At 34.8% G+C, this 23,546-nt stretch carries 15 protein-coding genes; 6 read left to right on the top strand and 9 right to left on the bottom strand.

Features of this window, described 5'->3' with window-relative positions; genetic code table 11:
- Position 1: 1 nt before the first annotated feature.
- The 6 genes from VB776_RS05570 to VB776_RS05545 all read right to left on the bottom strand — a co-directional run bounded on the left by VB776_RS05570 (position 2) and on the right by VB776_RS05545 (position 7,860).
- Complete coding sequence (locus VB776_RS05570; RefSeq protein WP_323326838.1) at positions 2–1,228, bottom strand: glycosyltransferase family 4 protein; 1,227 nt, start codon at positions 1,226–1,228, stop codon at positions 2–4.
- 49 nt (positions 1,229–1,277) lie between these two features.
- Positions 1,278–1,910, bottom strand: coding sequence for an LON peptidase substrate-binding domain-containing protein (locus VB776_RS05565; protein WP_323326836.1), 633 nt, complete (start codon positions 1,908–1,910; stop codon positions 1,278–1,280).
- A 39-nt stretch (positions 1,911–1,949) separates the two neighbouring features.
- A complete protein-coding gene (locus tag VB776_RS05560) occupies positions 1,950–2,426 on the bottom strand; it encodes a gliding motility lipoprotein GldH (RefSeq protein ID WP_456062075.1) in 477 nt (158 codons plus the stop codon).
- 70 nt (positions 2,427–2,496) lie between these two features.
- The gene (gene ricT / locus VB776_RS05555) at positions 2,497–4,071 is read right to left on the bottom strand and encodes a regulatory iron-sulfur-containing complex subunit RicT (RefSeq protein ID WP_323326832.1); all 1,575 of its coding nucleotides are present in this window, start codon (positions 4,069–4,071) and stop codon (positions 2,497–2,499) included.
- 58 nt (positions 4,072–4,129) lie between these two features.
- Positions 4,130–5,410, bottom strand: a complete 1,281-nt coding sequence (purD, locus tag VB776_RS05550) for a phosphoribosylamine--glycine ligase (protein ID WP_323326830.1) — start codon at positions 5,408–5,410, stop codon at positions 4,130–4,132.
- Between the two features lie 95 nt (positions 5,411–5,505).
- Entirely contained in the window at positions 5,506–7,860 is a 2,355-nt protein-coding gene (locus VB776_RS05545) for a RecQ family ATP-dependent DNA helicase (protein WP_323326828.1), read from the bottom strand.
- Positions 7,861–7,967: 107 nt separating this feature from the next.
- Here VB776_RS05545 and VB776_RS05540 point away from each other — a divergent pair, with 107 nt between their 5' ends.
- From VB776_RS05540 to VB776_RS05530, 3 genes are all read left to right on the top strand, one after another.
- Positions 7,968–8,936: a KpsF/GutQ family sugar-phosphate isomerase gene (locus tag VB776_RS05540; RefSeq protein WP_323326826.1), complete on the top strand. Its 969-nt coding sequence runs from the start codon at positions 7,968–7,970 to the stop codon at positions 8,934–8,936.
- A gap of 419 nt (positions 8,937–9,355) precedes the next feature.
- Positions 9,356–12,979 carry a T9SS type A sorting domain-containing protein gene (locus tag VB776_RS05535; RefSeq protein ID WP_323326823.1) on the top strand — a complete coding sequence of 1,208 codons (3,624 nt, stop codon included), beginning with the start codon at positions 9,356–9,358 and terminating at the stop codon, positions 12,977–12,979.
- 386 nt (positions 12,980–13,365) lie between these two features.
- Positions 13,366–14,505, top strand: coding sequence for a hypothetical protein (locus tag VB776_RS05530; RefSeq protein ID WP_323326821.1), 1,140 nt, complete (start codon positions 13,366–13,368; stop codon positions 14,503–14,505).
- 97 nt (positions 14,506–14,602) lie between these two features.
- Here VB776_RS05530 and VB776_RS05525 read toward each other — a convergent pair whose 3' ends face one another.
- The 3 genes from VB776_RS05525 to crtD form a co-directional block, all read right to left on the bottom strand.
- Entirely contained in the window at positions 14,603–15,082 is a 480-nt protein-coding gene (locus VB776_RS05525; protein WP_323326819.1) for a DUF4293 domain-containing protein, read from the bottom strand.
- A gap of 71 nt (positions 15,083–15,153) precedes the next feature.
- Complete coding sequence (locus tag VB776_RS05520; RefSeq protein ID WP_323326817.1) at positions 15,154–16,044, bottom strand: hypothetical protein; 891 nt, start codon at positions 16,042–16,044, stop codon at positions 15,154–15,156.
- A gap of 68 nt (positions 16,045–16,112) precedes the next feature.
- Entirely contained in the window at positions 16,113–17,591 is a 1,479-nt protein-coding gene (gene crtD / locus VB776_RS05515; protein ID WP_323326815.1) for a 1-hydroxycarotenoid 3,4-desaturase CrtD, read from the bottom strand.
- 231 nt (positions 17,592–17,822) lie between these two features.
- Here crtD and aspS point away from each other — a divergent pair, with 231 nt between their 5' ends.
- The 3 genes from aspS (at position 17,823) to VB776_RS05500 (ending at position 23,459) form a co-directional block, all read left to right on the top strand.
- Positions 17,823–19,586, top strand: a complete 1,764-nt coding sequence (gene aspS, locus VB776_RS05510) for an aspartate--tRNA ligase (protein WP_323326813.1) — start codon at positions 17,823–17,825, stop codon at positions 19,584–19,586.
- Positions 19,587–19,902: 316 nt separating this feature from the next.
- The gene (locus VB776_RS05505) at positions 19,903–21,039 is read left to right on the top strand and encodes a DUF4249 family protein (protein WP_323326812.1); all 1,137 of its coding nucleotides are present in this window, start codon (positions 19,903–19,905) and stop codon (positions 21,037–21,039) included.
- Positions 21,040–21,050: 11 nt separating this feature from the next.
- Positions 21,051–23,459, top strand: coding sequence for a TonB-dependent receptor (locus VB776_RS05500; RefSeq protein WP_323326810.1), 2,409 nt, complete (start codon positions 21,051–21,053; stop codon positions 23,457–23,459).
- Positions 23,460–23,546: the final 87 nt, after the last annotated feature.

The raw sequence follows: 23,546 nt of genomic DNA, 5'->3' as shown, positions 1-23,546 counted from the left end.
ATTACTTCACAACTTCTGTTAATGCAGCAATAAGTCTTTCTGAACCAGCTTGTAAAGACCAATTTTCTCTAACATTTTGTAAAGCAAAAGCTGACATTTCTTGTCTGAGTTCTTTATCAGCAATTAGTTTTTCAACATAAAAAGCCAATTCACTTGCTTTATTATTAGTCAAAAAACCATTTTTCCCGTGAATAACCGTTTCACGAACGCCGCCTTCGGCAACAGCTACAACGGGCGTTCCGCAAGCATTGGCTTCAAGTGGTGCAAAACCAAAAGGCTCTAATTTTGAAGTATAAACCATACAAACGGCATTACTGAGCAATTGTATCAATTCTTCATCAGAAACCATTTTCTTTAGTTCAATTTCCACATTCAGTGACTCTGCAAGCTTAGACATTTCCGCCCAATACTCCTCAGTAGCCATGTTGCCAATCCAAAGTAATTTCGGGCGATTATGCTTGATTAAACCCAAAGCTCTAATCGCAAATTCTGGATTTTTATGCGACATAAAACTTCCCAAACCTACCACATATTGCTCATGATTAACTTTCTCGGTTGAAGGATGAAACAAAGTTGTATCAATACCCAAATAGCAAACCTCAGAAGGCAAAGCATATACTCTTTGGCAACTTTCAGCAGAAAAATATGAATTGACTAATACTTTATCAAAAGCTTGATAGTTTTTCCATTCTTCACGTACGAAAGTACGGAATCTGTTCAAACGCCAAGCACTGGCAAAAGTGTGCGTCCAATACTCAAGGCTAAATTTACTTTGTGGTCTATCTGGTGCTTCCCAAACTTGCTTTGGCATGGCTTCGTACAAAAAACGCATGGGTTCGCCCAAGTACAAAACCTTAGGGATTTTCACAAATCTGCCAATAAAAGGAACAGCATAATAGGAGCAACTATTGGCAAATAACACATCAAAATTTCCTACATGAATTTCATCTGCACATTGCTTACAATGCGTTTCCATCGCCAACATATTGGCTTCTTTCTCGAAAAAAAGTAAGGAGATTTTTTCTTTAAAACTAGGATTGACTTTAGAATGAACTGCTGGAACAGCATGAAGTTTTACAGTAGCTGGCAATTTCATAAAGCCATTTGCATCAGGATTTACTGCCCAAACTTCCACTTGATGTCCACGCTCTATTAACCCTAAAATGTGATACTGCAAGGCTCTACTACCTCCACCACTATGTAAATTATGCCAAACAGCAATCTTCATTTTTGTAAATTTAAAATTTAATCGTGAATAGATTATAGAATTTAGTTTATTAGAAATTCAATGGATCCAAATTCTTGAAATGTCCATTCATTCTGATTTTTTCTTTCGTTTTTTCTACTTCTTGCAAAACAGCAATTACTCTTTCTAAATGTTGAATTAAAAAGCCTTGTCGTTCAGCTTCAGTTGGCATTTTTAGCAACTGATATTCTTCTTCTAAAGTCAAACCAATTTTATGGGCAATCTGATATGAATAAGGTTGGGCTTTATTAATATCAAAAGTATTTTCTTCTTCTAATAATTGATACAAAGTTTTCACTCTTTCTATCAAACCAATCATTACTGTTGGGCAAGTTTCAGCTTCTGGAAGCATTTCTAACACACCACCAGCATACATTTTTTGATGAACAGGATTCTGAAAATCAATAATTCTGAATGTTCTAACACCTTCGGTTTTAATGTCCATTCGTCCATCATCAAAACGTTTTGACAAAGTAACAATTTTCACTTCTGTTCCAAATCCTGGTAATTTTCCATCCATAAAAGTAGGAATCCCGAAAGTTGTTCCCTTCTCTAAACATTCATTGATTAATTCACGATAGCGTGGTTCGAAAATGTGAAGATTGAGTGCCTCCATCGGATAAACCACCAAATTGAGCGGAAATAAAGGAAGAAATTTTTGCATGGCTAAGTTTCTCTTTACGATTACTTATCGATTTAAAAATTAATGAATCACTTTTTCAATCGAAAAGCCTGCACTTACTATATCTAAAAGTGGGTCTTGTCGCATGTATTGGCGAATCTGAATTTTATATTTTCCATTCTTAGGAAATCGAAAATCTTTAAAGACAAGTACTTTATGATCGTAAATATCACCGAGTCCCTCGCCTAAAGGTCGCCCAGAAGTTTGGTCGAATAAAATTACTTCATCTAATTTCTGATGAATTACTTTTCCAGCATCTGTACTTAAATAATGTGTTAAGTACAAATTGTAATATGGATACGAACGATTATTACGAATGGTATAAAACACATTGTAAGTTGATGCTGAATCTTTTACTTCAAAAGTAAAAGTGGGTGCATCCTTGATAAACCACTTGGCATCTGGAATGTCGTAATTATCTTTTAAAATTGTGTTAGTATCACAAGATGAAAGCGTGAACAAACAAATAGTTAATAAAGCCATTATTTGAACATTCAGCAAGTTTTTAGACTTTCTGAACGATTCTGCAATAGCTTTATTAACTAAATATCTTTTACTCCACATATCGCTAGACTGCTTTGTTATCGTCATTGTTACGGTTATTGTTCCGATTTTGTGGCGGACGATTTTGTTTTTGATGGTTGGGCTTTCTATTTCCCTGATTATTATTGTTCGCTTTTGGCTGTTGTGCTTGTGCTGCTGGCTTTTCCTGAGCATCGGCTACATTAGCTGTTTGGTTAGTCTGCTGTTGTGGTTTCGGACCTTTCTGATGATGCGGTCTTTGGTTATTCTTAGGATGCGTTTGCTTTTGTTCTTGCGATTTCTGACCTTGTTGCTTTGGTTGATGAACAGGTTTTTCTGACTGTACTTTATCTTCAACTTTTGCAGAACGTTGCTCAGGTTTTACTTCTCCTCTTTTTTCTTGTTTGAAATCTCTGCGTTCACGTTCAGGACGAACAGTATCTCTTTTCTCTGATTTGAAATCTGGACGATCTCCTTTTTTCTTATCAAAGTTTTTCTTGCCTCCGTTTCCGCCGTACTTTCTATCCATTTTATCCAAATCGGCATTTAATGGACCAGCACCTTTTTCGATTTCCATTTCAATTTTAGCCGACTCTGCACCATCAATAGTTTGTGGCTTTATTCCCTTTTCATTCAAGGTCATAATTTCCTTCACTCTATCAACCGTTACAGGAATCCAGTTACTTTCTTCGCCTCTGTAGCCAAACCACATTACTCTCTTGAAAATATCCGTTTTCTGTAAAAAAGCTTCTCCTTTAATGGTTTGAAGCGATTTTTCAATCGTTGGAATATCCTTCAAAGCATCCATATAAGTTTCTAATTCATAATTCAAGCAACATTTCAATCGCCCACATTGACCAGAAAGTTTTACAGGATTTAAAGAAAGGTTTTGATAACGAGCAGCCGAAGTAGTAACATTTTTGAAGTCGGTTAACCAAGTAGAGCAACATAATTCTCTTCCGCACACACCGATTCCTCCTACTCTGGCAGCCTCTTGACGAAGAGAGATTTGTTTCATTTCAACCCTTACTTTAAATTCTCCAGCCAGCATTTTGATTAACTCCCTAAAATCCACACGGTCGTCGGAAGAGTAATAAAAAATGGCTTTTGTATTATCAGATTGAAACTCAACATCCGATAGCTTCATGTTCAGCTTTAAGTCCTTGATGATTTCACGAGTACGGTACATTGTCGGATAATCACGAGCAACGGCTTGGTCATGTTTTTCAAGGTCTTTTTCATTAGCTTTTCGATAAATTACTTTTATTTCATCGTTATCTTTCAATCCTTTTTTTAGCATTTGTAAACGAACAAGCTCTCCTTGTAAAGATACAAAGCCAAGATGATGCCCACTTGGTACATCAACAATTACAGGATCGCCAGCGTAAAGTTCAATTTGGTTTGTATTACGAAAATATTCTTTTCTACCACCTTTAAATTTTACTTCTACAACATTGAATTTACTAAAAGTAGGAATATCCATATTCGACAGCCAGTCGAATACGTTCATTTTATTGCAACCTCCAGTGCCGCAAGCGCCGTTGTTTTGACAACCTCCTACAGCACCATCGCTTTTATTTTTAGTTCCGCAGCTTCCTGAGGAGCAAGATTTACATCCCATAATTTAAGGAGAGAATGAAAAAACCATTCTACTTTATGTGTTTATTAACTAGATATAATTAATACCTCAACACATCTAACCCAATATCTTTTCGATAATATTTTCCATCAAAAAGCACATCTTGGGCAGCTTTTTGAGATTTCTGAATGGCTTTTTCTAAAGTATTCGACATTCCAGTTAACGCCATTACTCTACCGCCATTCGTTAAGACCAATCCATTTTCAGGCTTAGTTCCTGCATGAAAAATTGTAGCATCTTTTACTGAATCATAGCCTACAACTACATCACCTTTTCTATAGTCGCCAGGATAACCGCCAGCTACAACAACTGTTGTTACAGCATGTTGTTTACTCACAGTGAAATCGGCTTCGTGAAGTTTGTTTTTTGCCGTAGCAATCATCAAGGCTAAGAAATCAGACTCGATTCTTGGTAAAACTACTTCTGTTTCAGGGTCGCCCATACGAGCATTGTATTCAATTACATAAGGTTCGCCTTCGTGATTCATCAAACCAATAAAGATAAAACCATTGTATTTTATTCCTTCAGCTTTCAAACCAGCCATTGTTGGTTTGATTACTTGGTTTTCTACCGCCTCCATAAATTTTGCCGTAGCAAATGGCACAGGCGAAACAGCACCCATACCACCAGTATTTAAACCAGTATCGCCTTCGCCAATGCGTTTGTAATCTTTGGCTTCAGGTAAAATTTTGTAAGAATCGCCATCTGTTAATACAAAAACAGATAGTTCAATTCCTGTTAAAAACTCTTCAATAACTACTTTACTACTAGCATCACCAAATTTGGCATCGACTAACATTTCTGTTAAAGATTCTTTTGCTTCGTCTAATGAAAGGGCGATAATTACTCCTTTTCCAGCCGCTAGTCCATCTGCTTTTAAAACGATAGGTAACTTCTGTGCTTCTAAATATCTTAAACCATCTTCAAGCGTATCTTTGGTGAAAGTTTCAGATTTTGCAGTTGGCACTCCATACTTTACCATAAAGTTTTTCGAGAAATCTTTTGAACCTTCCAACATTGCTCCATGTGCATCTGGACCAACCATTAGAACGTGTTTTAATTCTTCTCTCGATTGAAAATAATCTCTTACCCCTTTTACTAAAGGCTCTTCAGGCCCAACTATCACTAACTCAATATCATTTTCTAAAACGGCCTCCGCTATTTTCTCAAAATCATTATATGAAATAGGTAAGTTTGTAGCAATCTGAGCAGTACCAGCATTACCTGGTGCTACAAACAATTTATCACAAAGTGTACTCTGGGTTACTCTCCAAGCAAAAGCGTGTTCACGTCCGCCAGAGCCTAAAATTAGTGTATTCATTGATTGTTATTTTCTTGTTTATCAATGATTAGTTGAGTCATTGATAAACTTCATTAAGCAATTTTATTACTTGCCAAGGAGTAAAATTCCCTTGTTTAGTTTCCTACTTCACTTAAAAATTTAATTCTCATTAATCTCAATTCCTCTTCGGTAATATCATCAATATTACATTCATCCAAGGCCACTGCGATGTTGTCGGATTCAGCTTCCATGAAGTATTCAAAAATTTCTTCTTGCTTATCAGGCTCAACTACTTGGTTGATATAATAATCAAGATTTAGTTTCGTGCCAGAATAACAGATATGTTCGATTTCCTCAATCAATTCTGCCATTGATAATTCTTTTTGATCAGCAATAATGTCCAAATCTACTTTTCTATCTACCTGTTGGATGATATGAATTTTGATTTTTGATTTATTTACTGCCGATTTCACTACTACTTCCGTAGCGGTTTCAATCTCGTTATCATCAACGTACTTCTTGATTAAATCAATAAACTGACGACCAAACTTCACTACTTTACCCATACCAACACCGTTGATTTGAGCCATCTCATCTTTCGTAGTTGGATAAGTAGTTGCCATTTCTTCCAAAGATGGATCTTGGAAGATTACATAAGGAGGTAAGTTTTTCTCTTTTGCAAGCTTTTTACGAAGGTTTTTCAACAATTCGAACAAGGCTACATCATAAGAACCACTACCTGAAGCCGCTTCTTTTTCTTCGTCTTCTTCTATTTTCTCGTTTTCGTAATCGTGGTCTTTTGAAAGCGTTAATGGATAAGGGTCTTTCAAGTACTCTTTCCCTTTTTCAGAAACTTTCAATACACCATAATTCTCAACGTCTTTTTCCAAGAAACCTAAAACTGCAATCTGACGCACCATTGAAACACATTGTTCAATAGGTTCAGGTTCTGCATTTTTTCTACTTTTAGATTTCGCAGCAGGCTTTGCTTTCTTTTGTTTCGGAATCGGATTTCCATCCTCATCTTCTTCATCCGAAAATTCTACTTCGTCATCATCTTCATCCTCATCATCTTCATCCTCATCTGCATTCAGTTTGAACAATGATTTTGCTTTTCCGAAAGTTTCAATTTTATTGTGTTCATAACTGCCCACGTATTGGCTTTTATAACCCATCAAAATATCGGCAATATGCTGTGCATCAAAACGTTCGCCAGTTAATTCTACTGTTTTCAAAGCCAATACTACAGCTTCTTCTACTTTATATTTAGGCGTTGGTTTGTTACAGTTGTCGCAGAAACCACAATCTTTATCAACGTGTTCGCCAAAATAATTTAATAATTGACGACGGCGACAAGTACCCAAATTAGCGTAATGCACCATTTCGTGCAAAAGCATACGGGCAGTATCACGCTCAGTAATAGTTTTATCCTTGTTGAATTTATCTAATTTATTGATATCTTCTTTCGCATAAAACATGATACAAGTACCATCCAAACCATCACGCCCAGCTCTACCCGTTTCTTGGTAATAACCTTCCAATGATTTTGGTGCATCATAGTGAATCACAAAACGAACATCTGGTTTATCGATTCCCATACCGAAAGCGATAGTGGCAACCATTACGTCTGTTTCTTCGTTCAAGAAAGCTTCTTGATTAGCCATACGAACATCGCCATCTAAACCAGCATGATAAGGCAAAGCTCTTACGCCATTTACGTTTAATAAATTAGCGATTTCTTCTACTTTCTTACGGCTTAAACAGTAGATAATTCCTGACTTTCCATGATTAGCCTTGATGTACTTGATAATTTGTTTATCAACATCATCACGCTTAGCACGGATTTCATAATAAAGATTTTTACGATTGAAAGAAGATTTAAACAAACGGGCATCGTCCATGTTCAAGTTCTTCTGGATGTCCTGCTGAACTTTTGGAGTAGCCGTTGCTGTAAGGGCAATAATTGGCAATTTAATGTTAATACTCTCAACGATTGAACGGATACGGCGATATTCTGGACGGAAGTCATGCCCCCATTCAGAGATACAATGTGCTTCGTCGATAGCTACAAAAGAGATTTTTGCTTGTTTTAAAAATGCTAAGTTATCTTCTTTCGTTAAAGATTCAGGAGCAATATAAAGTAACTTTACATCTCCGCTGATAACCGCATTTTTAACTTTCGTCATTTCAGCACGATTCAATGATGAATTCAAGAATTGTGCATTGATTCCGAAAGCGTTCATTTGATCAACCTGATTTTTCATCAGGGCAATCAATGGCGAAATAACAATAGCAGTACCTTCCATTGCAATGGCAGGCATTTGATAACATAATGATTTCCCTGCACCCGTTGGCATGATTACAAAAGTATTCTCGCCAGAGAGAGTGTTTTTTATAATATCTTCTTGTTCACCACGGAACTGGGAAAATCCAAAAGTCTCTTTGAGTTTCTCTTTTAAAAAGTCGGTGGTTTCTTGTGTGATACTCATTGTTTTTGAAACTTGTAAAAGGTTTTTTGATTAATATGGTGGTTAATAATCCTTTATCTTTGTAATAAATTTAACACAAAATCAGTCTTGAAAAACTGTTTCTAACATTGAAATTAGTAAAAAATATCCAATCAACTGCAAAAAAAGTTTTACAGGAAGAAGCAAATGCAATCCTGAAAATCGTATCAACAATTGATTCATCCTTTGAATCATGTGTAAATCACCTACTTAACGCCAAAGGGCGCTTTGTGATTACTGGCATTGGCAAATCAGCAATTATCGCACAGAAAATTGTGGCTACTCTTAATTCAACAGGAACTCCTGCTTTGTTCATGCACGCTGCCGATGCTATTCATGGCGACCTAGGAATGATTCAAGCAGACGACACCGTAATGTGCATTTCAAAATCTGGTGATACCCCCGAAATTAAGATTTTAGTACCTCTTATTAAGCGTACTGGTGTAAAATTAATCGCAATGGTTTCAAATACAAGTTCTTATCTAGGTAAAAATGCAGATTTTATTTTACACGCACTAGCTGAAAAAGAAGCCGATATTCTAAACCTTGCTCCAACAACGAGTACCACAGTCGCTTTGGCACTGGGCGATGCCCTTGCGGTATGTTTGTTAGAGTGCAGAGGATTTAATAGTCAAGACTTTGCCAAGTATCATCCCGGTGGAGCTTTAGGGAAAAAATTATACTTAAAGGTATCAGATATTTATCCAAATCACGAATTACCGTTAGTTTTTGAAGACGCAAGTATTAAAGATGCCTTTTTAGAAATCAGTTCTAAGCGATTAGGAGCTACAGCAGTAGTGAATCAAAATAACCAAGTAATTGGCATTATCACTGATGGTGATGTACGAAGGATGTTAAACGTCCATGATAATTTGACGGGATTAACTGCAAAAGACATTATGACGGCTTCGCCCAAATCAATACACCCCGACGCTTTTGCTGTAGAAGCATTACAATTAATGCAAGAAAAAAGTATTACACAATTAGTTGTGGTAGAAGACGGCAAAGCACTAGGTTTTGTACATATCCATGATTTATTGAAGGAGGGTTTGGTTTAGGATAAAACAAATATTTAGTCAACAGTTATAAATCCTCAATAACATTTTCTCATCATTACAAATTTCTAAAATCTTGTATCCTCTAAGCTGAACATCAAATTGTATCGGCTAGAGGGTTCTACATCAAGTACAATTTTCTAAAGTGCCTTTGCTAAATTTATGCTTTCCTCTCTATAAGTCAAGTTATTTGTAGGAGTAGCTCACTGCTATTAATAAAAGGACAAAAAAGGACCTTCCAAGTATCATTTCAATCTAACTTATTTAATTAAAACAAATAGATTTTTCCGCACTCAACAATTTGCCGAACAAATAAATATTAATTCCTCAAGCATAATAAAAGTGATGAATGATAAATACATTATATTTGACCCAATACACAACAATTTACACTTTCACGCTTTTATAATATTCTATTCAAAATGAAAAAAACTCTATTACTCTGTTTCACATTAATCTGTGCTGTCTATTCTGGATTAGCACAAAGCACTAATCGTATAAAAATCACCTCAATCATACCTAGCGAAAATACTGGACAAGACTACTCCCCTTGGCTTACTGATAATTTAGATACTTTAGTAGAAAGTGTTTGGGGGGATAATCACAGATGGGTAGATATTAAATTAACATTTGAACATCGAAGTACTATTTCAAAACTTTCGTTCTATGATTATACGGGTGTTTTTACGGATAAACCTGCTTCCATTTATGCTTTGAAAGATACAACGTTAACTTTCTTAGGATTATTTGATGGTACATCTTACGAGTCTTTTGTTGATTTAGATTTAGCAATTCCAACCATTGCTGATGCAATTGTTGTAAGAAAATATGGCAATAATATTCCTCAAAAAATTAAGGTTTTTGGTAACACAACCCCAACTATTGATAGTTTAAATCGTGTAAAAATCATTTCTATTAATCCCAGTAAAAATACTGGGCAAAACTATTCTCCATGGCTTACTGATAATTTAGATACGCTAGTTGAAAGTGCTTGGGGAGATAATCACACATGGGTGGACGTCAGATTAACCTTTGAACATCGAAGTACTATTTCAAAACTTTCATTTTATGACTACACAGGTAACTTTACTGACAATCCTGCTTCTATTTATGCTTTGAAAGATACCACGCTAACTTTCTTAGGATTATTTGATGGTACATCTTACGAGTCTTTCGTTGATTTAAACTTAGCAACTCCAACCATTGCTGATGCAATTGTTGTAAGAAAATATGGCAATAATATTCCTCAAAAAATCAAGGTATTTGGTAATACAATTCCTAATAGTGATAGTCTAAACAGATTAAGGTTTTTTGCAATTACACCTAGTGAGAACACAGGTCAAGATTATACTCCATGGTTTTCAGATAGTTTAGATGTATTAGTAGGAAGTGCTTGGGGGAATAATCATACTTGGGTTGATGTAAAATTGACTCTTGAATTTAAAAGTACTATTTCAAAACTTTCATTTTTTGACCACACAGGTGTTTTTACAGATAAACCAGTCTCAATTTATGCTTTAAACGATACAACAAAAACATATTTGGGCTTATTTGATGGCTCATCATTTAATTCATTTGTTGACTTGAATTTAACGAACCCTATTATTGCTGATGCGATTATCATTCATAAATACGGAAATAATATTCCCCAAAAAGTTAACATTTTTGGAAATCCTGTTAACGGGGCTGCCAAAGCAACTGCATCAAGTCCAACAACAAATCCAAACACACCAACAGAGCCTGCAATAGTTGGCACCAAAATTCCAATTACTCCTAAAAGATGGTATCAACTAAATCATGTAGGAAATGGATTAGATGCTTTATTTGATGGAAATATAGAAAATGAGGTTTTTACAGGATGGGGTAAAATGTTAAGTAATTATGACTCATATTATCCCCTAAAAGAAGGGGAAGTAATTAATATCCAGAGTATAAAATTCTATGATGGTGCTGGCACTATGGAAAGTACACCATTTAAGTTATATGGCATTACAGATCAATGGGAACGAATACTCATTGCAACATTTACAGGAACATCTTATAACCAATGGGTTGGACCGAACCCAAATGATGTAAATAATTTCGTACTTTCAAATCCACCAACAGCCAATTTTAAATATTTACTTATCAATTGTAATGATGGCTATCCAAGAGAAATGGAATTGTATGGTACTTATACAGCAAGTACTATAACTCAAACAAGCCCCCCTCTGAAAAATATAAAAATGAAAGATGCTTTTGGTATCAATTCATTTGAATGGGATTTCTTAAAGGCTGGAGATGCTTCGTTGATTGATGAAAATAAAGTTCAGACATTCAAACCTTTTACTGGCTTTCGTCAGTACATGGATTGGGAAAAGGTTGAACACTTTGAAAATGTTTATACTTATAATCCATGTTTTAATGGAGGATGGAACTATGATGCAATCTATGAACGCTGTAAGGTTGAAGGAATAGAAGTTCTTCCATGTTTACAGGGTGTTCCTGAATGGTTTTATAATACTTATCCTGATTCTGCATATCATGATAGTCAAATTGTACCTGCTAGATATGGATACGCATATTCTGACCCGAATGCTTATAGAGACCAAGCTCAAATGGCTTTTCAATATGTTGCTAGATATGGAAGTAATGCAAATGTTGATACAACATTACTCAGTGTTTTTGATCAACCACGCTGGACTAACGATAGCCCAAATGAATTGAAAGTTGGAATGAACGTCATTAAGTATATAGAGTGTGGAAACGAAAGAGATAAATGGTGGAAGGGTAGAAAAGGCTATCAGACTGCTCGTGAATATGCTGCCAATCTATCTGCTTTTTATGATGGGCATAAAAATACAATGGGTGCAGGTATAGGTGCTAAAAATGCTGACCCTAACGTAAAGGTGGTAATGGCGGGTTTAGCTTCTGCTGACCCCGACTATGTAAGAGGAATGATTGATTGGTGTAAGGAATTCAGAGGGTATAAACCTGATGGCAAGGTTGATTTGTGTTGGGATGTTATCAACTATCACTTATACTCAGATAATGCAAATTCTTCACAAAGTGGTTCTTCTTCAAGAGCTGCCGCTCCTGAGGTTTCAGCAGCTTTAAATATTGCCAAAGAATTTGTACAATTGGCACATGATCAAGCTTATGACATGCCCGTATGGATTACAGAGTTAGGTTTCGATTTAAACCAAGGTAGTCCGTTAAAAGCAATTCCTATTGGTAACAAATCTGTTGAAATGACACAAGCTGATTGGGGTTTACGCTCTGCACTAATGTATAACCGTTTAGGAGTAGAAAAGAGCTTCTTTTACATGTTGTATGATTCTGACCTTTATAATTCTACTCAATTTGCATCTTCTGGTTTAATAGATTCACTAAGACAACGCCGTCCGATTGCTGATTATTTATATCAAACCAAAAATCTAATTGGAGATTATATTTACAAAGAAACAATATCACAAGACCCACTGGTTGATAGATATGAATTAAACGGCAAATCGGCTTATGCCATGATGATTCCTGATGAAGTAGGTAGAACAGGAAATTATACATTAAACTTAGAAAATGTTTTAGATATTAAGATATACTATCCTAAAGCAGGAAGTGAAAAAATGGATAGCCTTATCACCACTGATAGCACAAGTTCTTTTAACATAGCTGTATCAGAGACTCCAATATTTATTATTCCAGGGCAAACAATAGCTGCTTCTAATAACCAAAATCAAATTGGTATACTTAGTACTATACATAGTAATAGTATTCCTTTTTCTAAAGATGATATAGTTACGGATAACAATAAGACCGATGAAAATAGATATTCAACAGTAATTTATCCTAATCCAACACCTGATTTTCTATACATTTCAGCGAGAAATTTGAATAATATTAGTAGTTTAAAACTACAAAGCATCAGTGGTATTACAGTACTTGAAACAAATTCTGTTTCTACGAGTGGAATTAACATTAAAAATCTTCCTTCTGGAAGTTATTTACTTTCTATTAGTTTGAAAGATGGAAAAGTAGAAAACCATAAAATTGCTATTATCAAGTAATTCTAATTTAGAACAAGTCCTATCCTAAAGAAAACATATTCGTATTTTTCAGGATAGGATTTGTTCTAAATTTTCTTCAGAAAATAAATGTATTGTTATTTAAAATAGAAATACTACTAAAAATCAATATCCATTTGTTCCACTAAATAATTGGGTTTTCAATTTTTGATATTACTATCTTTAAAATTATGCCTTATAAAGATTATATGAGCATAATTAATGAAATCATAAAAAATTCGAAACGATTAAGTAATATGATTCTTAAATACTGCTTAATCCAAAGCTATATTTTGATGTTTAATTCTGGTTTATTACATTTATCAGTACATGGAAACAACAAAATAGCTTAATAACTTATAATCCCTATACTAACCTAAATTATTTTTATGTATAAAGTACTTCTTGTTTCGGTTGGACATTTTTTCGACTCAACAGCGGAGATTCCTTCTATTTTCAAAAGAGCTGGTTGCACTGTAGATATTTTTTGTTCAGAAAAATCTTGGCTCAAAAGTAATAAGTTTCATGATAATTGGATTGAAGCCTCCGAAGAAGAAGAGAGTTTTAAATATGAATTAGCAGATTATGTTAAAAAAAATTCAGATAAATATAATTGGATTCTACTCCTTGATGAATTTACCTTGAAGTTGATGAATAACTTTATTGGAGACGATCCATTCCTTTTTGAAAAGCTTTTACCTATTACCAAAATTGAAAACAGAGAAGTACTTTCTTCAAAAATTGGTATGTCTAAAGCTTGTTCAAGGTATAACATTACTACTCCAAGATTTATCAATTATACAGAAGACATTAACTTGGATTATATTGCCGAAAACCTTCATTTCCCAATTTTATTAAAGGAAGATTTTAGTTTTTCTGGCCTAGGAATTCAGTATTGTGCAAATATTAATGAATTCCAATCGTGTTTGGATAAAGTACTAAATAGAAAAAACCTTGTTCTACAAGAATTTATTGAAGGAGAGGATATTGGTGTTGAAGCTCTTTTTTATGAAGGACAATTAGTAAGTTATAATTGTGCTACTATCCTATCTTATATGGGTGGAAAATTTTCATTTACCACCCGTAGAACCTATTATCAAGATGCAGCTTTGGCAAAAGAATTGAAAAAGCTGGGAGAATCTTTCGGGATAAGTGGCTTTGGGAGTATCCAGTATATTTATCATAAAGAACGAAATTTATTTTATTTGATAGAAACCGATTTACGCTCTAATTCATGGATGCCTTACTCTAAATTCATGAAAAAGGATATGTCTGAAGGCATAAAACAAATCATGAGTGGAAAAATTATTGGCGATTTTCCAGAAACAACTCCACTAAAAGAAAGAATTGAAATTGCTATTTTTGATAGAGATATTAGACGTTGTATGAAAAATAAAGACCTAAAAGGTTTCTTACGTTGGGCAGTGAATTATAAAGGTTATTGGAAGTTCATTCCATTTTACGACACAAAGCTCTTCAACCGTATTTTCACAAAACTGTACAAAGACTTATTTAAGATAAAGTATTAATCGTCGAAATAGCCTAATGATAAAAAGAAAAAAGGCTTGCAAAAGATTTATTCCTTTGTAAGCCTTTTTTAATGTCTAATTCCTCTTCTACATATTTCTATCTCATTCTGTCAGAAGATTTTACCAGCATTTCATCTCTACGGATAAAACGATTGGCAATCATGTTGGCTAACATCGCTACAACTGCGGCGGCAAATCCTGCACCATAATTCCCTTGTACTTCTGGTTCAAACATGGGTACGCCCACTTTGAATACTTGATAAAAACAAATACCTAAACTTGTCGCAATCAATACTGAATTGACGAGCCCTAAAGTCATCTGTAAAACTCTTTTTTTGTATTGTGTAATTGAAAAAATCGCAATACAAACAGCAATAATTGCTAAAATACCAATAACAGCAGTACTGTTATTACTTACTGCTGCATCTCCTTTTAAATGTTCTAAGTTAAAAGCTGTAAGACGTACTTTTTCGTTTAAACTAGCACTACTTTTTTCCCAAATAGGTAAAGAAGCTGATACCGCTGCCATTGCCACTGCAACCACAAGTAATAATAAAGTTTGAATTCTTTGAAGCATCTCTGTATGTAATTCGTAAAATTTTAAATTTAATAAGGCAAAGTTCTAAAACTTTACGAAAGTAAGCAAGATTACAATTTCAAATCCGCATTTTTATAATATTCATACTCTACTCTAAGAAAAGGAATAGGCTTTTGATTTTCAAATTTCACCCAATCAGACATGATTAAACGATTTTTAGCATCATAAAATAATTGTTGGCGACGCACCAAAGCATTTTTCCAAAAAACTTTAAGTTCTGTCAATTTTCCTGCACTGTTATAAATGGGAAATAACTTTTCGGTATGCCACATTGATGACGAAGCTGAGCTTTTATTAATATCATCCACTTCTAAAAACTGTGGAATTTTATCCGAATCAGTCGCATAGCTGAGAAATATTTTTTTAACCGTTACTCCATTGGTATTCTTTAATTTGCGTCTTTCAATGCGGTTATAAATATCTGGACTTTCTTGCCAACGAGCTGATTTATCTTGTATCAAAAAATCAAAATCGTAATTCAGTATATTATCTTCAAAATAAGTAACTAATTCTCTATTTTGATTGGGTTTTAAAGTACCATCAATGTCAAATTGTACATCGCCACTGCCTTTATTATTGTTGATTGGAATGATACGAATGGTCTTTAAAAAAGCCACTGTAGAATCCAAAGTAGTCATATTTTTCTTGTACTTCGCTCCTATTCCTATCAAATGTCCTCTGTCATAATTCATGATAATCACCACATCTGCACCAACCAATTGGGCTTTTTGCTTGATTTGCACAATGGCATCGTTATAATCATTCCCATCGGTTTCAATCATTTGGGTTTTGAAATATGGCTCTTTAATGGGCAATTCATGCAAGAAAAAAATATCTACTTCATGCGTATGTGCTAAAGTTGGCACTTTAGTAAATACATTCTGGGCAGCGACTTTCCCTAAAGTAATCGAAAAAAACAATAGTGTGATTAGTTGTTTCATGGTTGTAATATTTAGTTTTTAGCTAGACAAGCCATTGCTTCAAAACCCCTAAAGTTTCGTCTTATTATTTACCCTTCGATATATTTACAAGCAATTTTTGCCGAAGAAATCGCCAAAGGGATTCCTCCGCCCGGATGTACGCTTCCGCCTACGAAGTATAAGTTTTTAATTTTAGACGAAAAATTGGCATGACGCAAAAATGCAGCATAACGATTATTCGATGAATTGCCGTACAAAGCTCCTTGTGCCGACGAAGTTTTAGTTTCAATCGTGCGTGGGTCGAGGATTTCTTCGCATTCTATCAAATCACCAATATTTTCACCTAAAATTCTTGATACTTTCTGAATTACATTTTGGCGAGTATCCGCAATAATTTTATCCCAATTTTGTCCTTCATTTGCGGGTGCGTTGATGAGTACAAACCAGTTTTCACAACCTTCTGGAGCATCATCTGGTTTTAGTTTTGAAGTAATGTTAATGTAAACCGTTGGGTCTTTGCAGATAGTTTTTTCTTGAAACATCGTGTTGAATTCTTGCTGATAATCATCACTAAAAAAAATATTATGCAAACCCAATTCAGCAAATTGTTTTTTGATTCCCCAATAAAAAATTACGCCTGAACTACTTTTAGGTTGATTTAGCAAACGGTCTGGATGTTTTTGATGGGGCATCAATTTCCGATAAGTGGGCGTTACATCCATGTTGGAAACCACCACATCAAATGCTTTTTCGATACTTTTCTCCGAAATATTACTGTAACGAATACCCGTAACTTTGTCTTTTTCTACCAAAATTTCTTCTACTTTACTTTCATAGAAAAACTGTACGCCCAAATCTTCCGCCAATTTCACCAAAGAATTGGTGATAGAAACCATGCCTTTTTTCGGGAAAAATGCACCGATATTATACTCCAAATGCGGAATGATATTCAAGGTAGCAGGCGTTTGGTAAGGGTCTGAACCATTATAAGTAGCGTAACGATTGAAGAGTTGAACGATTTTCGGGTTTTTAAATAGCTTTTCGTTCGCTTCGTTCATCGTTCCGAAAATACCAAGTCTGGGTAAATTCAAATAGCCTTTTAGCGCTTTGGCGGATGTCCAAGTAGAAAATTTATGCAAAGAATCTTGTAAAAAAAGTCCGTCGAGTACTTCATATTTAAAAGCACTATCTTTCAAAAAATCAAGGATTTTCTGAGCTGGCTCGCCCGTAACGTCTTCTACTTCTTTGGCAAAGCGTTCATTTTCAGCCCAAGCGGTGAGTTTTGTAGCATCTTCCCAAAAATAATGACAAATATCTGGCAACTTTATGTACTCAAAATATTCTTTGGGATTTTTGTCCACTAATTCAAAAAGTTCCTCCACTAAATTGGGTAAAGTAAACAGTGAAGGTCCAGCGTCAAAGCGATAACCGTTTAAGTCAAAACTGCTTAATTTGCCTCCAGCGTAGGAATTTGCCTCAAAAACTGATACTTCAAAACCCTTCTGAGCCAAACGAATGGCTGTTGAAATTCCTCCAATACCTGCACCGATGATTGCTACTTTTTTCATAAATCTGTGCCACGATTTTCCAAATCGTGCCTATAAATATTTATTTTCTTCAATCAATTTTACTAATCTTTATATAATTACCAATCTTTAAACCAGTCAAATAGTTTTCAAAACGTCTAATTTCTGTAATTTTGCAAAAAATAAAAACTTACCACAAGTTTCTGCCTTTCTGGAATTGGAAAATTCCTATTGATTTTCGCAACAAAAGCCTGTGGCAGGATATAATTCTTTATGCTCAGAACACACAATAATGGCGAACTCCGCCTCACTAATGTAAACCAAACGGTTACCCTCTGTGGATGGGTACAAAAAACACGTGACAAAGGCGGCATGATTTGGATTGATCTCCGTGACCGCTACGGAATTACGCAGTTGATGCTTGAAGAAGGCAAAACGCCGAAAGAAGTATTGGATTTAGCTCGTACTTTCGGTCGTGAATATGTAATTGCAGCGACGGGTACAGTAGTTGAACGTCTTTCTAAAAATGATAAAATTCCTACTGGAGATGTTGAGGTAAAAGTTACTTCTTTAGAAGTACTGAATCCAGCAAAATTACCTCCATTCTTGATAGAAGACGATACCGACGGCGGCGATGATATTCGTATGAAGTATCGTTACTTAGACTTACGTCGTAATCCTGTAAGAGCCAATTTACAGTTACGTCATCAAGTTGCTCGTTTTACAAGAGATTACCTTGACAGACAAGATTTTATAGAAGTAGAAACGCCAGTGTTGATTAAATCAACGCCTGAAGGAGCAAGAGATTTTGTCGTTCCTTCAAGAATGAATCCGGGCGAATTTTACGCTTTGCCACAATCACCACAAACATTCAAACAATTATTGATGGTTTCGGGTTTCGACCGTTACTATCAAATTGTAAAATGTTTCCGTGACGAAGATTTACGTGCCGACCGTCAGCCTGAATTTACTCAGATTGACTGCGAAATGTCGTTTATCGAACAAGAAGACGTATTGAATATGTTTGAAGGTTTGATTCGTCATTTATTCTTGAACGTAAAAAATATGGAATTGGGCGAAGTATCACGCATGACTTACGCACACGCCATGAAATATTACGGTTCTGACAAACCAGATATTCGTTTTGACATGAAGTTTGTAGAATTGAAGAGCGAAGAAGTTGATTTAACTTCTGGAAAAGACTTCGTTGTTTTTGATTCAGTAGATACCGTTGTGGGTATCAATGCCAAAGGTTGTGCTGAATATACTCGTAAGCAAGTTGACGAATTGACTGATTTTGTGAAACGTCCACAAATTGGTGCAAAAGGTTTGATTTACCTTCGTTACAATGCCGACGGTACTTTAAAATCTTCGGTAGATAAATTCTATTCAGAAGAAGATTTGAAGAAATGGGCAGAGGCTTTCGGTGCAGAAAAAGGAGATTTAATCTTGATTCTTCCGGGAACAGGCGATAAAGTACGTAAACAACTGAACGAATTACGCCTTGAAATGGGTAATCGTTTAGGCTTGCGTGACCCTAAAAAATATGCAGCACACTGGGTTATCGACTTCCCTTTATTGGAATACGGCGAAGAAGAAAACCGTTGGTTTGCGATGCACCACCCATTCACAAGTCCGAAACCAGAAGATTTGAAATATTTGGAAACAGGAGAATTAGGGAAAATTCGTGCGAACGCTTACGACTTAGTTATCAACGGTGTTGAAGTTGGTGGTGGTTCAATTCGTATTTTCCAAAAAGAACTACAAGCTAAAATGTTTGAAGTACTTGGATTCTCTGACGAAGAAGCAAAACATCAATTTGGTTTCTTGATGGATGCTTTTGAATACGGAGCGCCACCACACGGAGGTTTAGCATTCGGTTTCGACCGTCTTTGTTCATTATTCGGTGGTTCAGATTCAATCCGTGATTTCATTGCCTTCCCGAAAAACAATTCTGGACGTGATATTATGATTGATTCTCCTTCAACAATCGACCAAAAACAAATGGATGAATTGAAAATTCGTACGGTGGTTTAGTATTCTGCTTCCCACTTGCTATCATAAAAAAACAGTAGTGAACTCAGGTTTTCTACTGTTTTTTTATGCCCATGTTTTACAGATAACTTACTTCTGTTGGCTATCTCACAGCAATACAGAACAAAACATCCTGTATTTTATAAAAATTATTATATTTTTTACTTAAATCATATAAAATAAGATTAAATTCATATAGCTATTTCGTATAGCATACTTTGATAGAAATATACGCCCTATAAATCATCATTGATTGCTTTTATAAACGATTGCCTTCAAATTTATTTAACCCGAATCCTTTATTTCTCTGAACAAATACATGAATAAAAATTCCTTAACACGAATGAGTCGCTTCGTTATTTTCTCTGTAATCATATTCGGACTATATGCTTGCATTGATCCATATATGGTTTCTTTTAATCAAGAAAATAAAGTATTGATTGTAGAAGGAATGCTTACAAATGACGTCGAAAATCCAGATACTATCAAAATTAAGTACTCAATTTATCAAAACGGAAACATTAGGACAGAACACGCCTCTACTTTTGATGTTTATTTTTATTTACTTAATTCAAAACAAAAAATAAAACTGGTAGAAACAGAAGTAAGTTCTTTTGTACCTCCCGTTGGTTTTAATATCGATTCTTCTGAAAAATACACGCTAAATTTCTCAACATATGATAATGAAAAAGGAGTACAAACATATCAATCAACTCCACAACAAATATCTCCTACTTCACCAATACTAAATGTTTATGATAGTTTTAACGCTCAGAGTCAGGTATCTGAAGATGGCAAAAAGTTTATATCTGCCAATGATGTTTTTATAGATTTTCAAGATCCTGCTTCACAAAAAAATTATTACTTGTGGCGATATACTCACTATGAAAAACTTGAAGTTTGTGAAACCTGCAATTACAGTGTTTATAATTTTTATACAGAAAGCTGCATATATGTTCCAGGTGTTGTTTATTATGATTACAACTGTCGAAACACCTGTTATGCTATTATAAAAAGTAAAAAGATAAATGTATTCTCAGATTTGGCATCAGATGGTCGCTTAGTAACTGGGCGTCGTGTGGCACAAATTCCCTATTATTATGCCTCTGGTTGTTTGATTGAAATTCAACAAATGAGCATTTCTCCCGATGCTTATACCTTTTATAAAAATCTTGAATCTCAGACGCAAACCAGTGGTGGGCTTGCTGATACCCCACCAATAGCAATCGTAGGTAATATTAGTAATATCACCAATCCAGATGAAAAAGTAATAGGTTTTTTTAACGTTGTTAATATTGAAAAAAAACGCCATTGGATAGATAGAGCAACTGCTAAAGGAGAGCGAACCGATATTTTAGGACATGTAATTGTGCGTGATCCCAACCCGATGGCGCCATTAGCTACTTGCAAAAAAAGTGCAATTCGTACTCCTTTTAAACCTGAAGGATGGCAATAATCTCTCAACCGATGAAAACAATATTTTTACTATTAATACCAATCCTATCATTGTTGCACTTCAACAGTTTTGCACAGGAAGCTAATAAGCAACATTTTTTAACGATTAAAGTAATGATTAGAGACTCTAGTGATAACAGTCTTTTGAAAGATGCTATTATAAAAGTTGATTTTCAAAAAGTTCATTCTTCTTCAGACAGTTCAGGGATTCATACTTTATTTCTACGAAAAGGTAATTATGCACTTTCTATAACGCATTTAGGATATAGAACTTTTAATCTAAAATTATTGGTAAACAACAAAAACATAAACTTGAATGTTGGCTTAGTAAATGTAGCTAGAGAATTAGATGAAGTTGTTGTGAATAGCCAAGGAGGTAATAATAATGTAGCCAGACCATTATTAGGAGTAAACCCTCTGAGTATGAAAATGATTAAGAGAATTCCTGCAATGATGGGAGAAACTGATATTCTGAGAAGCTTACAAATGCTTCCAGGAGTTACTTCTGTTGGAGAAGCCGCCAATGGCGTTAATATTAGAGGCGGAACAACCGATCAGAACCTTATTCTTTTAGACGATACTCCTATTTTCAACCCTACTCATCTTTTTGGATTATTCTCTATTTTTCCACCTGATGCTGTTGCTGGTTTAGACTTATACAAAGGGGGAATTCCTGCCAGATTTGGAGGAAGAGCATCATCGGTGATTGATATTTATATGATTAATCCTTCCTTAGAAAAATTTAAAATGACTGGAGGTGTTAGTTTGGTTTCTAACAGATTGACGATAGAACAACCTTTGGTAAAAGATAAATTGGGCATTATGGTGTCTGGGAGAGCATCTTTCAATGATTTTTTATTTAAACTGGGTCCTCCTAGATTAGAGAATATTAAAGCTAATTTTTATGACCTTGCTACGAAGGTTTATTATAAGATTAATACCAAAAATACTTTATCATTATCGGGGTATTTAAGTAAAGATTTTTTTCAAACAGATTTATTGGGAACGATAGCAAACGTTAATGCATCAGCCACACAATATGATTATCGTACTTTTAATACTTCCATGAAATGGTTTCACGCTTTCAATACAAAACTCAATCTCCAAACAGTTGCTGTTTATACTCATTATCAGCCTCAAACTTTACTGCCAGAACTCAATAGCAATAATAAAGTATCCATCGCATCTGGAATTCGCTATCATCAGCTAAAATCCAGTTTAAGTTATAGTATTGGCGAGCATAGAATAGAAATGGGTATTGGAACGATTCTATACAATATTAATCCGGGTACTTTAAATCCGGGTACTTCAAAAAGTGTTAATTTTAAATCTGCTCCAGAAGAAAAAAGTATAGAGTCTAGTGTTCATATAGAAGATGAATATATGCTCAATAAACGTTTCAATTTATCTTTAGGACTTCGTTACTCAAAATACTGGGCAATGGGACCATCGACCGTCAGAGATTACGATCCTTCATTGCCAAAATCAGACTTTAGTGTGATTGATTCTACCGTTTACCAATCAGGACAATCTTCAGCAAACTATGGAGGCTTTGAACCACGTCTTGCTTTGAAATACGCTATTAATGAAATAAGTTCTATTAAATTGGGCTATAGTTTAATGAGACAATATTTACAAGTAGTGTCTAACACAACAACGCCCTTACCTACTTCACGCTGGGCAACAAGTAATAAATATATTAAACCGCAAGTAAGTCAATTACTATCTGTAGGCTACTTCAAAAATTCTAAAGATAATGTTTACGAATTTTCAATAGAGGCATATCATCGAACTACCGAAAATATCATAGATTTTAAACCCGGAGCTGATTTCTTGTTTCAACCCTATATTGAAACTCAAACATTACAAGGAAAAGGCAATGCTTACGGTATTGAGTTGATGTTGAGTAAGAAAAAAGGTGCTGCCACTGGTTGGATAAATTATACTTATTCAAGGGCTTTAAACCAAATAAAGGTAGGCGAACGATTTGAAGAACAAATAAATAACGGAAAATGGTATGCAACCAATTTTGATAGACCGCACAGTCTTAATGCAACCATTAGTATTGCCCAAGGAAAACACCACGAATTCGGATTTACTTTTGTCTATAATACAGGACGACCATTTACGATTCCTGATGGTTTTGTACTATTCAATAATGTAAAATATCCTTTTTATAAAGATAGAAATAATGATAGAATTAAAGATTATCACCGTCTCGACTTCTCTTGGACAATACACAACCCAACTTTAAACAAAAAACGCTGGGAAGGATCTTGGACTTTTACCGTTTATAATCTTTATGCACGAGCGAACGCTTACTCTGTATATTTAAAGGCTGAAAATGGACTAAGAGCTTATCAATTAACTATTTTTGGTTCTGCTATTCCATCTTTAACCTACAACTTTAAATTTATGTAAGAGGAAATTATTTCGTTAATTTTTATTTCACTAAGACAAATCCTAAAAGCTATTTGACCTTCAAAAGATTGTCAAACAATGTCTTCT

The organism is Arcicella gelida (genome assembly GCF_034931025.1).
In the GTDB taxonomy this organism is placed as follows: Bacteria; Bacteroidota; Bacteroidia; order Cytophagales; family Spirosomataceae; genus Arcicella; species Arcicella gelida.
Note: the sequence above shows the minus strand (reverse complement) of the source record. Positions and strands in the feature narration are given on the sequence as shown.

What these genes read in the sequence shown, in the direction of transcription:
- VB776_RS05535 (WP_323326823.1), top strand. Translation starts at nt 9,356, where the DNA reads ATGAAAAAAACTCTATTACTCTGTTTCACATTAATCTGTGCTGTCTAT.
- VB776_RS05520 (WP_323326817.1), bottom strand. Translation starts at nt 16,044, where the DNA reads ATGAAACAACTAATCACACTATTGTTTTTTTCGATTACTTTAGGGAAA.
- ricT (WP_323326832.1), bottom strand. Translation starts at nt 4,071, where the DNA reads ATGGGATGTAAATCTTGCTCCTCAGGAAGCTGCGGAACTAAAAATAAA.
- VB776_RS05545 (WP_323326828.1), bottom strand. Translation starts at nt 7,860, where the DNA reads ATGAGTATCACACAAGAAACCACCGACTTTTTAAAAGAGAAACTCAAA.
- VB776_RS05570 (WP_323326838.1), bottom strand. Translation starts at nt 1,228, where the DNA reads ATGAAGATTGCTGTTTGGCATAATTTACATAGTGGTGGAGGTAGTAGA.
- VB776_RS05565 (WP_323326836.1), bottom strand. Translation starts at nt 1,910, where the DNA reads ATGCAAAAATTTCTTCCTTTATTTCCGCTCAATTTGGTGGTTTATCCG.
- crtD (WP_323326815.1), bottom strand. Translation starts at nt 17,591, where the DNA reads ATGAAAAAAGTAGCAATCATCGGTGCAGGTATTGGAGGAATTTCAACA.
- purD (WP_323326830.1), bottom strand. Translation starts at nt 5,410, where the DNA reads ATGAATACACTAATTTTAGGCTCTGGCGGACGTGAACACGCTTTTGCT.
- VB776_RS05500 (WP_323326810.1), top strand. Translation starts at nt 21,051, where the DNA reads ATGAAAACAATATTTTTACTATTAATACCAATCCTATCATTGTTGCAC.
- VB776_RS05530 (WP_323326821.1), top strand. Translation starts at nt 13,366, where the DNA reads ATGTATAAAGTACTTCTTGTTTCGGTTGGACATTTTTTCGACTCAACA.
- aspS (WP_323326813.1), top strand. Translation starts at nt 17,823, where the DNA reads ATGCTCAGAACACACAATAATGGCGAACTCCGCCTCACTAATGTAAAC.
- VB776_RS05525 (WP_323326819.1), bottom strand. Translation starts at nt 15,082, where the DNA reads ATGCTTCAAAGAATTCAAACTTTATTATTACTTGTGGTTGCAGTGGCA.
- VB776_RS05505 (WP_323326812.1), top strand. Translation starts at nt 19,903, where the DNA reads ATGAATAAAAATTCCTTAACACGAATGAGTCGCTTCGTTATTTTCTCT.